The 15042-nt window shown below is 54.6% G+C and carries 14 protein-coding genes; all 14 read left to right on the forward strand.

Translation table 11 applies throughout. The features are described from left to right. Nucleotides 1-39 precede the first annotated feature (39 nt). Complete coding sequence (leuC, locus tag CKO12_RS02650; RefSeq protein WP_200153181.1) at nt 40-1449, forward strand: 3-isopropylmalate dehydratase large subunit; 1410 nt, start codon at nt 40-42, stop codon at nt 1447-1449. Next, nucleotides 1450-2088 (forward strand): 3-isopropylmalate dehydratase small subunit, encoded by a 639-nt coding sequence (gene leuD / locus CKO12_RS02655; RefSeq protein ID WP_200153182.1) that lies wholly within the window; start codon nt 1450-1452, stop codon nt 2086-2088. 62 nt (nt 2089-2150) lie between these two features. Continuing rightward, nucleotides 2151-3227 carry a 3-isopropylmalate dehydrogenase gene (gene leuB / locus CKO12_RS02660; protein ID WP_200153183.1) on the forward strand — a complete coding sequence of 359 codons (1077 nt, stop codon included), beginning with the start codon at nt 2151-2153 and terminating at the stop codon, nt 3225-3227. A gap of 122 nt (nt 3228-3349) precedes the next feature. Further along, nucleotides 3350-3634, forward strand: a complete 285-nt coding sequence (locus CKO12_RS02665; RefSeq protein WP_200153184.1) for a hypothetical protein — start codon at nt 3350-3352, stop codon at nt 3632-3634. A gap of 99 nt (nt 3635-3733) precedes the next feature. Further along, complete coding sequence (locus tag CKO12_RS02670) at nt 3734-4255, forward strand: tetratricopeptide repeat protein (protein ID WP_200153185.1); 522 nt, start codon at nt 3734-3736, stop codon at nt 4253-4255. Between the two features lie 55 nt (nt 4256-4310). Next, entirely contained in the window at nt 4311-5426 is a 1116-nt protein-coding gene (gene asd, locus CKO12_RS02675; RefSeq protein WP_200153186.1) for an aspartate-semialdehyde dehydrogenase, read from the forward strand. A 107-nt stretch (nt 5427-5533) separates the two neighbouring features. Beyond that, nucleotides 5534-8368: a FimV/HubP family polar landmark protein gene (locus tag CKO12_RS02680; protein ID WP_200153187.1), complete on the forward strand. Its 2835-nt coding sequence runs from the start codon at nt 5534-5536 to the stop codon at nt 8366-8368. 14 nt (nt 8369-8382) lie between these two features. Continuing rightward, nucleotides 8383-9180, forward strand: coding sequence for a tRNA pseudouridine(38-40) synthase TruA (truA, locus tag CKO12_RS02685; protein WP_200153204.1), 798 nt, complete (start codon nt 8383-8385; stop codon nt 9178-9180). A 20-nt stretch (nt 9181-9200) separates the two neighbouring features. Beyond that, the gene (locus CKO12_RS02690) at nt 9201-9836 is read left to right on the forward strand and encodes a phosphoribosylanthranilate isomerase (protein ID WP_200153188.1); all 636 of its coding nucleotides are present in this window, start codon (nt 9201-9203) and stop codon (nt 9834-9836) included. Continuing rightward, nucleotides 9820-11172 (forward strand): tryptophan synthase subunit beta, encoded by a 1353-nt coding sequence (gene trpB / locus CKO12_RS02695; protein ID WP_274599885.1) that lies wholly within the window; start codon nt 9820-9822, stop codon nt 11170-11172. The genes CKO12_RS02690 and trpB overlap by 17 nt, the downstream gene beginning before the upstream one ends. Beyond that, nucleotides 11169-12005 (forward strand): tryptophan synthase subunit alpha, encoded by an 837-nt coding sequence (gene trpA, locus CKO12_RS02700; protein ID WP_200153189.1) that lies wholly within the window; start codon nt 11169-11171, stop codon nt 12003-12005. The genes trpB and trpA overlap by 4 nt, the downstream gene beginning before the upstream one ends. A 47-nt stretch (nt 12006-12052) precedes the next feature. After that, nucleotides 12053-12949: an acetyl-CoA carboxylase, carboxyltransferase subunit beta gene (accD, locus tag CKO12_RS02705; RefSeq protein ID WP_105074754.1), complete on the forward strand. Its 897-nt coding sequence runs from the start codon at nt 12053-12055 to the stop codon at nt 12947-12949. A 138-nt stretch (nt 12950-13087) separates the two neighbouring features. Continuing rightward, the gene (yhdJ, locus tag CKO12_RS02710; protein ID WP_200153190.1) at nt 13088-13975 is read left to right on the forward strand and encodes an adenine-specific DNA-methyltransferase; all 888 of its coding nucleotides are present in this window, start codon (nt 13088-13090) and stop codon (nt 13973-13975) included. Further along, nucleotides 13968-14891: a hypothetical protein gene (locus CKO12_RS02715; RefSeq protein ID WP_200153191.1), complete on the forward strand. Its 924-nt coding sequence runs from the start codon at nt 13968-13970 to the stop codon at nt 14889-14891. The genes yhdJ and CKO12_RS02715 overlap by 8 nt, the downstream gene beginning before the upstream one ends. Nucleotides 14892-15042: the final 151 nt, after the last annotated feature.

A 15042-nucleotide genomic window follows, 5' to 3' on the forward strand; every position in this document is an offset into this window, starting at 1 on the left:
ACTATCCTAACGAATCGTTTTTTTCACTGGGATAGTGGTATGGGTAGCAAAACCCTCTACGACAAACTTTGGGATGCGCACGTCGTGCGGGTTGATGAGACCGGCACGGCGCTGCTTTACATTGATCGCCAACTGATTCACGAAGTCACCTCGCCGCAAGCTTTTGAAGGGCTGCGTCTCGCCGGTCGCCAACCGTGGCGCACCAGCGCCAATCTCGCCGTTCCCGATCACAACGTTCCCACCGCGCAGAGCGAACGCGCCAGCGGCATCGCCGATCCGGTCGCTCGCATTCAAGTCGCCGCGCTCGGCACCAACTGCGCCAGCTTCGGCATCACCGAGTTTGCGATGGGCGATGTGCGTCAAGGCATCGTCCACGTCATCGGCCCCGAACAGGGCTTCACCTTGCCCGGCAGCACCATCGTCTGCGGCGATTCGCACACCTCCACGCACGGCGCATTTGGCGCACTCGCGTTCGGCATCGGCACCTCGGAAGTCGAGCATGTGCTGGCGACGCAGTGCCTGATTCAGCGCCCCTCAAAAACCATGCTCATCAGCGTTGACGGTGAACTCGGCGCGGGCGTCACCGCGAAAGACATCGTGCTGGCGATCATCGGCGCGATTGGCACCGCTGGCGGCACCGGCTATGTCATTGAATTTGGCGGCACTGCGATTCAGGCGCTGTCGATTGAAGGGCGGATGACGGTGTGCAACATGACGATTGAAGCGGGCGCTCGCGCTGGCTTGATCGCGGTGGACGAAAAAACCATCGACTACATGCGCGGGCGTCCGTTGGCACCGACGGGCGAGCTGTTTGAACAGGCCGCAGCGTCTTGGCGCACCTTGGTCAGCGATGCGGGCGCGACCTTTGATCGCGTCGTGCATCTGGACGCCGCCAGCATCGCGCCGCAGGTGACGTGGGGCACCTCGCCGGAAATGGTGCTGCCGATTGACGGACAAGTGCCTGATCCCGCCGCCGAAGCCGATCCCGTCAAAGCCGCTGGCATTCGCAATGCGTTGAATTATATGGGTTTAACAGCCGGACAGCCGCTCGCCGAGATCGCAGTGGACAAGGTATTTATTGGCTCCTGCACCAACTCGCGGATTGAAGATTTACGCGCTGCTGCTGCCGTCGCCGCCGGGCGTAAAGTCAGCAAAAACATCAAGTTGGCGCTGGTCGTGCCCGGCTCCGGGCTGGTAAAAGCGCAGGCCGAAGCCGAGGGTTTGGATCAAATTTTCACCGCCGCCGGTTTTGAATGGCGCGAGCCAGGCTGCTCGATGTGTCTGGCGATGAACGCCGACCGGCTGGAGGCAGGTGAACGCTGCGCCTCAACCTCGAACCGCAATTTTGAGGGGCGGCAAGGTCAGGGCGGGCGCACGCATTTGGTAAGTCCGGCGATGGCGGTGGCGGCGGCGGTGACTGGGCATTTTGTCGATGTGAGGGCGCTATAAATGGAACCATTTCAAAACTTTAGCGGCATCGTCGCACCATTAGATCGCGCCAATATCGACACCGACGCGATCATCCCCAAGCAATTCTTAAAAAGCATTAAACGCAGCGGTTTTGGCCCGTATCTATTTGACGAATGGCGTTATTTAGATCACGGCGAGCCAGATATGGATTGCAGCCAGCGCCCGTTGAATAGCGAGTTCATATTAAATGATCCGCGTTTTTCTGCTGCGCAAATTCTATTAGCGCGAGAGAATTTTGGCTGCGGTTCCTCGCGGGAACATGCGCCTTGGGCACTGGCTGATTTCGGTTTTCGCGTCATTCTTGCGCCGAGTTTTGCCGACATCTTTTTTAATAACTGCTTCAAAAATGGCATTCTGCCGATTCAATTAGAGGGCGCTTTAATTGGCGTCCTGTTTGAAAAAGCCAGCGGTATTGCGCCGCTGCGCATCTCGGTAGATTTACCAGCGCAGTTATTGACGCTGGATGACGGCAATCAAATTCCATTTACTGTGGATGTCGGCAGCAAACAGCGGTTAATTGAAGGTTTAGATGATATTGGTTTAACGCTGCAACAAGCAGATGCCATTCGGGAATACGAAGCGCGGCGGCGAATTGAAGCGCCGTGGGTGTTTGTTTGAATGTGGGTGATGAAACCGTGCAGCAAGAATTTCAGACAGAACTATTTAATTGAGGCAGTACTTTGAGCAAGAACATTTTAGTGGTTGCGGGCGACGGAATCGGCCCAGAAATTGTGGCAGAAGCCATTAAAGTCATTGACGCGCTGCAAGCGGAAGGTGCAATTGATGTCACATTGCACCATGCGCTGGTTGGTGGTGCAGCCTATGATGAATTCAGCGATCCCTTGCCAGAATCAACTTTGACTGCGGCAAAGGCAGCCGATGCCGTATTACTCGGCGCAGTGGGTGGGCCGAAATGGGAGCCGCTGCCGATTGCCAAGCGTCCCGAAAAAGGCTTATTGGGATTGCGGGCTGGCTTGGAATTGTTTGCTAATTTGCGCCCCGCAATTCTGTATCCACAATTGGCGGATGCGTCCACCTTAAAACCGGAGATCGTCGCCGGTTTGGATTTAATGATTGTGCGTGAGTTGACCGGTGATATTTATTTCGGGCAACCGCGTGGTATTGAAACGCTGCCGTCGGGTGAACGGCGCGGCATCAATACGATGGTTTACACTGAATCTGAGGTTGAGCGCATTTGCCGCGTGGCATTTGAGATTGCGATGAAACGCGATAAGCGCGTCTGTTCGGTGGATAAAGCGAATGTATTAGAATGTACGGAAATGTGGCGCGAAGTGGCAATTAAAACCGCTGCCGATTATCCTGAAATTACATTGACGCACATGTACGTTGATAATGCGGCGATGCAATTGGTGCGTGCGCCCAAGCAATTCGATGTGATGGTCACGGGCAATATCTTTGGCGATATTCTTTCTGATTGCGCGTCAATGTTGACCGGTTCAATTGGAATGCTGCCATCCGCATCGCTCGGCGCGAGTGGACAGGGCATGTATGAACCCATTCACGGCTCGGCACCAGACATCGCCGGACGCGGTATTGCCAATCCATTAGCAACGATTTTGTCGGTGGCAATGATGTTGCGCTATTCGCTCGGCGCACCGGATGCCGCAGCGCGAATTGAAACGGCAGTGTCGGCGGTATTGGATCAAGGATTGCGCACGGCAGACATCATGTCGGCAGGAATGCGGCAAGTCGGCACGGTGGCAATGGGTGACGCAGTGGTCGCGGCGCTGGTATAAACGCAATTCAACCCCTTTTCTCATCATTGAGGCGAGGGGTTAATTGAGAGTTGCGCAATGAAGAACACAAGTTATCTGTTCGATTCTAAATTAGATGACGGTCTTTTCTGAGGAGTTTATTTATGAGCTTTGGCGAATTTTTAGAAGAAGCAGGTGATTTTTTGTTAGAACAGGTTCCCGTCGTCGGAAAAATTTATACAGGTATAAAACTTGCGAATGCAGAGGATAGAATCGACGAACTTGAAAACTCGTTAACAATTACAAAAGTTGCTCTTCTTATATCTTTTGTTCTGAACATACTTGCTGCTTTTGCGATTGTCTTCCTGCTAAACGGTGACGACAACAGCTATTTACCCGTTTTTAATCAATATCCGCCGAATTTCGTACTCAGTTCTTGGCGCAATTAACAGAGCATACGAGTAAAGATACGGTTATTTTTACTGATTACACTTGCATTTGATGTAACACAAATTTCATGTTACATCTTAAAAAACGGAGAGCCTTCAATGAAAAATATGTTCATTTTGCTGATGACAATGTTCCTCTTTGGTTGCGGTTTATTCCCGACCGATTCAATAGCAGCCAATGAGAATATCGCGCAGAATCACTTCACCAACGGCAACGCCTTATTTCAAAATGGCGATTATAAAAATGCGCTGAATGAATATCAGAAAGCATTAAAAGCTACGGATTCCAAGAATCATCCTGAAGTCACTTTTAATCAATCCATGGCTTTATACAAGCTGGGAAAAATTGCGGAAGCTGATGCGCTATACTCAACGTTTATTAAAAATGAAAATGAGCGGCTTTTGAATAACCAGCGATTAGAACGATCATTATTTATTCAACTATTTGCTCCAGAACTTCAAGCATGGCCAAATTGGGTTGCTAAGTATGCGATGTACATCGTTGGTCTTATGCTCATTGCTGTTTTTTTAAGCGTTGCTTCAGATGGTGGAGCAGCAGTTGCGTTCTTGCTTATTTTACCAATTGCAGTTGTGAGTATTGCAACTGGCTATGCCTTATAAATTGGAATTGTTCTGAATTCAAAATTGATCGTTTAGTTATTTATTGGAGTAGCGAATGAAGCGAGTTGGTTTTATCGGTTGGCGCGGCATGGTCGGCTCGGTGCTGATGGAGCGGATGACGGCCGAAAATGATTGGGCGCACATCGCCGCGCCGGTGTTTTTCACCACCTCGCAGGCGGGACAACTCGGCCCCGATGTCGGGCACGGGACGCAGCCGCTGCTGGCTGCCGATGATCTAGCGGCGCTGCGCGAGATGGATGTCATCGTCACCTGTCAGGGCGGCGATTACACCAAGGCGCTGCATCCGCAACTCCGCGCCAGCGGCTGGGATGGCTATTGGATTGATGCCGCCTCGTCGCTGCGGATGCAGCCGGACGCGACCATCATTCTTGATCCGGTCAATCGTCACGTCATCGACGCGGCGCTCGCAGCAGGCAAGCGCGATTTCATCGGCGGCAATTGCACCGTCAGCCTGATGTTGATGGCGCTCGGCGGGCTGTTCCAAGCCGGTTTGGTCGAATGGGTCAGCGCGATGACCTATCAAGCGGCATCCGGCGCGGGTGCAAAAAATATGCGCGAATTGCTGGCGCAGATGGGCGCACTCAACGCTGCTGCGCAACCGCTGCTGGCTGATCCCGCCTCGGCGATTCTCGACATTGATCGCGGCGTCACTGCGACGCTGCGCAGCGCCGAATTCCCCACTGCCAATTTTGGCGCTCCGCTGGCGGGCAGCCTGATTCCTTGGATTGATACCCAGCTCGACAACGGGCAAAGCCGCGAGGAATGGAAAGGGCAGGCGGAAACCAACAAGATTCTCGGTTTGGATGCTGCGCCAGTGCCGATTGATGGCTTGTGCGTGCGGGTTGGCGCGATGCGTTGCCACAGTCAGGGCTTGACGATCAAGCTCACGCGCAACGTGCCCATGCCAGAAATTGAGAACCTGATTGCCGCAGCAAATGACTGGGTGCGGGTGATTCCGAACGAACGGGCGCAAACGGTGCGCGACTTGTCGCCAGCAGCAGTGAGCGGATCGTTGACCATTCCCATCGGACGGCTGCGCAAGCTCAACATGGGCGAGCAGTATTTGTCCGCATTCACCGTCGGCGATCAATTGCTGTGGGGCGCTGCCGAACCGTTGCGGCGGATGCTGATGATTGTGTTGAATCGTTGAGGAAAAAGTTGTCGGTTGGCAGGGTTCAGCGATCAGGGCGCGATGCGCACTGACAACTGCCAACTGACCACTGACAACTAAAAAAAACTACCTTCCGAGGGCTGAAGATGTCTCGCAAACTTATTCTCGCGGCAGCGGCAACCTTGCTTTTCGCAGGCACCGATGTCGTCGCCCTCGGTCTCGGCGAAATTCGCGCCTATTCCGGTCTCAATCAGCCGTTTCAAGGTGAAATCGCGCTCTACGATGTCAAGCCAGAAGATCAGGATGCGCTGCAAATCGCGCTGGCCTCGCAAGCAGCGTTCGATCAAGCCGGCATCGAACGCTATTACGACCTCACCAAACTCAAATTCACGCTTGAAACCTCCACCACTGGCGAGCTGGTCATCACCGTCACCAGCCGCGAGCCAATCCGCGAGCCGTATTTGGACATGCTGGTGGAGGTGTACTGGCCACAGGGGCAATTGCTCAAAGAATTCACGGTGTTATTGGAACCGCCGGAGCGCATGACCACTCCGCTGCGCTTGCCAACCACCACTCGCGCTGCCGCCCGCGCCAGCACCGCTCCAAGCTCCGGCGACAACGCCGGGTTTCCACTGCTCGTCGGGCCGGTCAGCACCGGCGCGGGGTTGTGGCAAGTCGCCCGCACTCACGCTCCAGCGGGCGCGACCGTCGCCCAAACCGCGCTGGCGCTGTATCGCAACAATCAAGACGCCTTCACTCGCGGCAATATCAATCGCCTCATCAGCGGCAGAACCCTCATCATTCCGACGCGAGAGGAATTGTTGGCGCTCGATGCCACTGCCGCCGAGCGGGAATTCACCAGCGCCGTGCAGGGCGGAGCCACTCCTCGCGCTCCGCTCACGGTCGTGCCCACCGACAACGCCCAACTGCGGCTGCTCGGCGCACGAGCGCCAGCTGCTGCGTCACTGCCAACTGCCGCATCGCAGCCCGATCCCGCCGCTACCCGTTTGGAACAGGATTTATTGATCGCGCTGGAAACTGGCGAGCGGATGCGCCAAGAAGCGCAAGAATTGCGGCAGCGGGTGCAGGAATTGGAAGTGCGCTTGACGACCATCCAGCAGCAGCTCCAACCGCGTCAGGGTGACGCTGCCAGCGCCAATTCCACTTTGCCAACGGCGGGAACGCTGCCGCCTGAGATGTCAACGCCAGTCGCAGAATCGCCCACGCCAGCCGTGCCAGACCCTGACACGTTGGCGCTGGTTGATGAACCGTTGCCACCCGCAACACCGCTTGATCCGTCATTGCCACTTGAGCCACCGCTGCCAACCCCCGCACTGTTGCCGGTGCCAGCCGTCACTCCCGCGTCAAACCCAGCGCCAGTCACCGTTCCCAGTGCGGGAGCGGTTTCAGCAACCACTGCGCCAGCACCGGAAACCGCCACTTGGCAAACGTTGATGCTGCCGATGGCGGGCATCGCAGGCGTGGCGGCGCTCGGCATGTTGGCAATTGCGTGGTTCCGCTCGCGCCGGCGTCCGCCAGCGGCTGAGACGGAAGCAGATGATGATGACGCACTTGATTTGGCAGATGATTTTGCCGATGACGGTGCGCAGACCGCGTTGTTGCCGGATGACGATGACGCTGGACAAACCGCGCTGTTGCCGCCTTCCGGCAAGATGTCAGCCAGCGCGACCAGCCTTGCGCCGCGCCGTCCGCTCGAAGATGACGAGGAACCAGAAACGCCGCTGTCGTTAATCTCGTCGCTGAGTGATTTTGAGGCAGAAACCGATGCGATTGATCCGTTGTCGGAGGCTGATATTTATATCGTTTATGGCAAGCACGAAGAGGCGCAGGCGTTGTTATTGAAGGAAATGCAGCGGTCGCCGACTCGCCTTGATTTGAAATTCAAACTGGCGGAAGCCTGCATCGGGGCGAAGAACTTGGTGGGCTTGACCAGCGTGATGCAGTCGATTGCGGCGCTCAACGGTGATCGGCAGCAGCCGGGGCAATGGCAGCAATTGCAAGCCGCCGCCGCAGAATTACAAAAGACCGCATCAGCGGCTTCGCCTGATGATACCGATGAATTGAATTCTTCCTTCTTGGTTGACATTGATCCGCACACGCCGCCGGTGCGGATACCACCAGCCGCGCCGCTGACACCACCGCCGCCCGTGATTCCGCCACCGCCGCACTTGCCGCTGACTGATGATGAATTGGATTTTGAGGAATTGATGCCGCCGTCGGCTTTGGTGGAAAACGAGAGCGATATTGAGGATTCACGTTTTGCAGAAATGACGGACATTCAACGCGCCGTACAGCGTCCGCTCAACGCGCCGCCGCGTCCGCAACCGCCCACGCCGTCGGAACTGGAAGATGATGAGTTGGGCAAATTGTTACTTCAGCCGTCCAGCCCGCCGGAGTTGGTTCTCCCCACATCAGCAGCGGTGGCGCTGCCGCCATTGTCTGCGCCAACACCGGTGCTGGCGGCAGCATCTTTGGCGAAATCACCTGCCCCGCCGCGGACACCGGCGTTTAGCGGCCTGACTCCGCCCGCGCCGTCGCTGGTGAAATCACCCGCGCCGCTGCCGGAAGTGCTGGAGCTGGACTTTGATCTGGAATTGAAATTGCCCACGCCACCGCCGCCGCTCGCACCACCACCGCTGCCGCCACTGGAGTTGCCGGATTCGGAAATGTTGCAGCTTGATGATCCGCGTCTCGCCGAGCTGCACGATGTGGAGTCAATTCTCATCAATGCGGCGGTGGAAAAAGACCTGCCGCCGCCATCGCCGTCAGCACTTGCGGACACGACGTGGCAATTTGGCAATGATGTGTGGGATGAGATCAAAACCAAGCTGGATTTGGCGCAGGCGTATGCGGACATGGATGACGCAGATGCCGCCCGCGACATCCTCAACGAGGTGTTCGCGGAAGGCGATGCAGAGCAAAAAGCGGCAGCGCAGCGGCTATTGGATCGGATCAAGTGATTGATTTACAAGCAATGCCGCAGCGCATCGCGCTCGGCGTGGAATATGACGGCACCGCCTTTCACGGCTGGCAAACTCAGCAGCAGGGCGTGCGCACGGTGCAAACCAGTTTGGAAACGGCGCTGGCGCGGGTTGCCAATCATCCGGTGACGCTGCACGCGGCCGGTCGCACCGATGCTGGCGTTCACGCGCTGGAGCAGGTGGTGCATTTCGATACCACCGCGCAGCGCAGTGAGCGGGCGTGGTTGCTGGGCACCAATGTCAATTTGCCGCCGGATGTGGCGGTGCGCTGGGTGCAGCCGCTTGATGCCAGTTTTCATGCGCGATTCAGCGCGATTGCCCGCCATTATCGCTATCACATTCAGATGACGGAGATGCACTCGGCGCTGCAACGGGATCGCGCCGTGTGGATTTATGGCGCGATTGATGTGGCGCGAATGCGTGAAGCGGCAGCGGCGCTGGTCGGTGAGCACGATTTTTCCAGTTTCCGCGCTATCTCCTGCCAAGCGAAAAGTCCAATTCGCCGCGTCCATTATCTCAAGCTCACAGAACAAGACCAAATGCTGACGCTGCACATCGGCGCAAATGGATTTCTGCATCACATGGTGCGCAATATCGCCGGAGTGTTGATTGCGATTGGGCGCGGTCATGCGCCAGTGGAATGGACGACGCAATTGCTGGCGCTGCGCGACCGCAAACAAGGTGGCGTTACCGCGCCGCCGCAGGGGCTGTATTTCGTCCGCGCTGATTATCCCGCCCAATTTGTGCTACCGCAGTTGCCAATTGCTGCAACGCTCTGCACAACCAACTGAACACTGACAACTCAAAAGCCATGTCTCGTACCCGCGTCAAAATCTGTGGTTTGACTGATAAATCCGCCGTTGCTGCTGCCGTTGCAGCGGGCGCGGATGCCCTCGGTTTTGTGTTTTATCCGCCCAGTCCGCGAGCGGTGACGCCGGAGCTGGCGCAGCAGTTGTGCGCAAACTTGCCGCCGTTTGTCAGCGCGGTCGGTTTATTTGTCGATGCTGCGCCAGCGACGATTCACGCCACGCTGGCGCAGGTGCCGCTGGATTTGCTGCAATTTCATGGCGATGAGCCGCCGGAGTTCTGCGCCAGCTTCGGACGGCGTTGGATCAAGGCGTTGCGGATGCGCCCGGAGATTGATCTTCAGGCTGAAATGGAGCGGTTTATGAGTGCTGGCGCTGCCGGTTTATTGCTCGATGCGTTTGATCCGACTCGCGCTGGTGGCACCGGGCAACAGTTTGATTGGGCACGGATTCCGCCCGAAATCGCCGCGCAGATCGTGCTGGCGGGCGGGCTTGATCCGAGCAATATCGCGGCAGCAATTCAACAGGTGCGACCTTACGGCGTCGATGTCAGTGGCGGCGTTGAGCTGGCGCGAGGCGTTAAAGATCACGCAAAAATTTTCGCTTTTATGCAAGGAGTTAAAGATGGCGATACATGCTGATAAAAATCCCAACCACCCTGTGGAAAATCCCCCCAACCCCCCTTTGCTAAAGGGGGGCTTTTCATCTTCCCCCGTTGAAAAAGACACCTCTTCATCTCCCCCCTTTGAAAAAGGGGGGCAGGGGGGGATTTCGGATTTTTCCAATTACACGCTGCCCGATGAACACGGGCATTTCGGGGTTTATGGCGGGATGTTTGTGCCCGAAACCCTGATGCACCCGCTCGAAGAATTGCGGCTGGCGTATGCCGCTTGCTGCGCCGATCCCAATTTTCAAGCCGAATTGGACGCCGATTTGCGCGATTACGTCGGGCGTCCGTCGCCGCTGTATCACGCCGAACGCTGGAGCCGCGAGCTGGGCGGAGCGCAGATTTATCTCAAGCGCGAAGACCTCAATCACACTGGTGCGCACAAGGTCAATAACACCGTGGGGCAGGCGTTGCTCGCCAAGCGGATGGGCAAAACCCGCATCATCGCCGAGACCGGCGCAGGTCAACACGGCGTCGCCAGCGCGACAGTTGCGGCGCGGCTCGGGTTGGAATGCGTGGTTTATATGGGTGAAGTGGACGTGGCGCGGCAGGAAGCCAACGTTTATCGGATGCGTCTGCTGGGCGCGACCGTCGTGCCGGTCAAATCCGGTTCGCGCACGTTGAAAGATGCGCTCAACGAAGCGATGCGCGACTGGGTGACGAATATCGACAACACCTTTTACATCATCGGCACCGTCGCTGGCCCGCATCCGTATCCGATGCTGGTGCGCGATTTTCAAGCGGTGATTGGGCGCGAGGCACGAGCGCAGATGTTGGAGCGCACCGGTCGCCTGCCGGATGCGCTGGTCGCCTGCGTCGGCGGCGGTTCCAACGCGATTGGGCTGTTTTATCCGTTCCTCAACGACCGCGAGGTGGCGATTTATGGCGTCGAAGCAGCGGGCGATGGCATTGAAACCGGTCATCACGCTGCGCCGTTGACGGCCGGTCGCCCCGGCGTGTTGCACGGCAATCGCACCTATTTGATGGAAGATGCCAACGGGCAAATCATTGAAACCCATTCAATTTCTGCCGGTTTGGATTATCCCGGCGTCGGCCCCGAACATGCGTGGCTGAAAGACAGCGGTCGCGCCAGTTATGACGCGATCACCGATGCCGAGGCGCTCGCGGCGTTTCATCATTTAACGCGCACCGAGGGCATCATTCCGGCGCTCGAATCCAGCCACGCGCTGGCGTATGCGCACAAGCTGGCGCGGACGTTGCGCCCCGACCAGAACATTTTGGTCAATTTGTCCGGGCGCGGAGACAAAGATATGCACACGGTCGCATCGCTGGACGGGTTAGTGTTATGAGCAGAATTGCACAACGTTTTCAACAACTTCAAGATTCCAAGCGCACTGCGCTGATTCCATTTATCACCGCTGGCGATCCCACGCCACAAATCACCGTGCCGCTGATGCAAGCGATGGTCAGCGCGGGCGCGGATGTGATTGAGCTGGGCGTGCCGTTTTCCGATCCGATGGCGGACGGGCCGGTGATTCAGCGGGCGACCGAGCGGGCGCTGGCGCAGGGCGTGTCGCTGACTGCCGTGCTGGAAATGGTGCGGCAATTCCGTGAGCACGACGGCACGACGCCGGTCGTGCTGATGGGTTATCTCAATCCGATTGAAGTGATGGGTTATGCGCAATTTGCGCAGCAGGCCGCTGCCGCTGGTGTCGATGGCGCGTTAATCGTTGATTTACCACCCGAAGAAGGGCACGACCTGATTGCGTTGATGAAGGCGCAGGGGCTGGATTTGGTTTATTTGCTCGCGCCGACCTCCACCGCAGCGCGGATCAAACTGATTGGCGATGTTGCCAGCGGCTTTGTGTATTACGTCTCGGTGAAGGGCGTCACCGGCGCGGGTCATCTCGATACGGCAGCGGTCGCGGCGCAAGTGGGCGCGATTAAGTCGTTGATTCCGTTGCCAGTTGGCGTCGGATTTGGGATCAAGGACGCCGAAACTGCGGCGAAGGTGGCGCAGGTCGCCGATGCGGTGATTGTCGGCAGCGCGATTGTCAGCCAAATCGAAACGCTGGCGGCGACGCCCGAACGCATTCCTGACACCATCGGGAATTTTTTAGCAGAACTGCGGCAAGCGATTGATGCTGTTGATTGTTCTGTCACTTCACGCGCTGCGGAGTAATGGCGATGGCGATCATCACTGAACCGGAAGCCGCCTTAAAACAGGCGATGGATAAAAGCAAAAGCTGGTTTGAAAAATTAGTGCCGCGCCGCATCCGCATTGAAGCCAGCACGAAACGCGCCGTGCCCGAAGGCGTGTGGGCGAAATGCCCCGGCTGCAATGCGATTTTGTATCGCGCTGAATTGGAGCGCAATTTAGAAGTGTGCCCGAAGTGCAATCACCACAATCGCATCACGGCGCGGCGGCGCTTAGATACTTTTCTTGATCCTGAGCACCGCGAGGAAATTGGCGCGGAATTGGAATCGCTTGATCCGTTGAAATTCAAGGATTTGAAAAAGTACAAAGAACGGCTGGTGCTGGCGCAAAAGCAATCGGGTGAAAAAGATGCGCTGGTGGTGATGCGCGGACGCTTAAAAGATGCGCCGCTGGTGGTGGCGGCGTTTGAATTCAGTTTTATGGGCGGATCAATGGGTTCGGTAGTTGGCGAGCGATTTGTGCGCGGCGTCGATGCGGCATTGGAAATGAATGCGCCTTATGTGTGTTTTTCTGCCAGCGGCGGAGCGCGAATGCAAGAAAGTTTGTTTTCGCTGATGCAGATGGCGAAAACCAGCGCGGCGCTGGCGCGAATGCGCGAAGCGGCACTGCCGTTTGTCTCGGTAATGACTGATCCGACAATGGGCGGCGTGTCGGCGAGTTTAGCGATGCTGGGCGATTTGAATATCGCCGAACCGGGCGCGTTAATTGGCTTTGCGGGGCCGCGAGTGATTGAACAAACGGTGCGGGAGAAATTGCCGGAAGGATTCCAACGCAGTGAGTTTTTAATGGATAAGGGCGCATTGGATATGATTTTAGATCGGCGCGATTTGCGGGAAAGAATCGCGGATTTGCTGGCAATTTTGGCGCATCGTCCGCGTTATTGCCGGTCGGTGGTGCCGGTGGTTTGAAGCGTAATTTTTTAGAGAAGTCATTTGACGTGATTGTTATAAGCTGATTGCGAAATAGACACGTCAAAATGACTGATTTTGAAATTAACTTCGGTTTCATTAAGTTTGAAGCCGAAGTTTTACAGGTGACAGTTACACATGAATGATTTTAAAAAATACACAAGCCAAGATGCCACCATTTACTACGGTGATTGCTTGGCGGTACTACCGGATATACCAAATGGATCAGTTGATTTAGTATTTGCAGATCCACCATATAACATTGGAAAACGCTTCGGCGAATTCAAAGATATTTGGCCGTCTGATAAAGACTATGCCGAGTGGTGTTATCACTGGCTTGATTTGTGTATCAGAAAACTTAAACCAACAGGCAGTCTTTATCTAATGACTAGTACACAGGCAATGCCTTACTTGGACCTGTGGCTTCGAGAGCGTATGAGTATTCTTTCCCGGATTGTTTGGCACTATGACAGTTCTGGCGTTCAAGCTAAAAATTACTTTGGTTCTTTATACGAACCAATTCTTTTTTGCGTCAAAGACCCAAAAGCATATACATTCAACGCAGATGAGATTAAAGTGGAAGCTAAAACTGGCGCAGTGAGAAAACTTATCGACTATCGCAAAAAAGTTCCCACCACATACAAAACAACAAAAATTCCCGGTAATACTTGGTATATCCCGCGTGTTCGTTACCGCATGGTCGAATATGAAGATCATCCCAGTCAGAAGCCTGAGGCACTTTTAGAACGCATCATTAAAGCCAGCACAAATATTAACGAACTTGTTCTTGATCCTTTTGGTGGCACATTTACTACTTGCGCAGTCGCGCAGCGACTTGACCGAAAATCAATTGGGATTGAGTTTCAAGCAAACTATATAAAAGTTGGTCTGCGTCGCCTTGGCATTGCCAGCCAGTTCAATGGTGAAGAAATTTGCGCTCTCGAAAAAATCTATGTCCGTAAGAATGGAAACGGTGTTCACGGCGGTGTAATCGAGAAAAAACAGATAGGGCTTTTTGATGTCTAAATTTGAAATAGCACAACACGCTTTTACCTCAACAATCATCGAAGTGCTGCGACGGCATTTCGGCGAATACGCTGAAGATATTTTTCAGGCGAGTCCAATTCTTGGCTATTTGAATAATAAGACTAAAGCAGCAAACCGAGGCTCCAAGGCTCGTGGTGCTTTTGCCAATCACTATGCTTTATACGTTGTAGTTGAGAATTACATCGAGAATGGTTTTGCTGATGGCAAGACGGCGATGCCATATTCTAAGTATCAAGGCGCTCGTTTTTCAGACTTATTCAAACGACAACGTGAACTTCCATTTGGAGCAAAGCTGCAAAATCATGCGCTAAATTCCCGTTTGAATGATGAATTCAAAAAGTTCTATCCAACAGTGGGCAAATCGCCAATCGTGCGCGATGTGGAGTCACAACGCTACTGGATTCAGGAAGACCTGTTGCAAGTTGCCATTCGTCGAAAGGACGGCGTGGACTATACCTACAACATTGCTCACGCAATCATCGACATTATTGATGCTTATGTCGCAATAAAGAAGGCTGCGTTTGAAGGTTTCCTTGAGTCATGCCGACAAATTAGCGAACTTGGAAAAAGCGACTTCAAAAAGGCTGTTGATTTTGTTGTACAGCAGTTGAAACAGAATGTCGATGCGCGTGTATTTGAGATTGTGAGCTACGCGGTTCTCAAAGCCAAATATCGTCAGGAAACTGTATGGATCGGTGAAACCAAAGATACCATTTCCGAAGAGTTCTTAATCCTTTACAAAACAGGGCGGACAAATGCTAACGATGGCGGTATAGATTTTGTCATGAAGCCTTTGGGACGTTTCTTTCAAGTAACTGAAACCATCGACGTTAATAAATATTTTCTCGATATTGTAGGAGTTACGCAGTTGACCAAAAATAGCTTTAGAATATAGTCGATCCACCACAAAATGATTGTTAAAATCGGCGCAGCACCTTCAATCCTACTGTTGTGCCGCAATCAATTTATTCTGGCTTGGCTATACAAAGATGAACGCTGCAAAATGTACCGAACAAGATTACATTCAGTTTTTAATCGCTACTCCG

Source organism: Chromatium okenii (assembly GCF_016583745.1).
In the GTDB taxonomy this organism is placed as follows: domain Bacteria; phylum Pseudomonadota; class Gammaproteobacteria; order Chromatiales; family Chromatiaceae; genus Chromatium; species Chromatium okenii.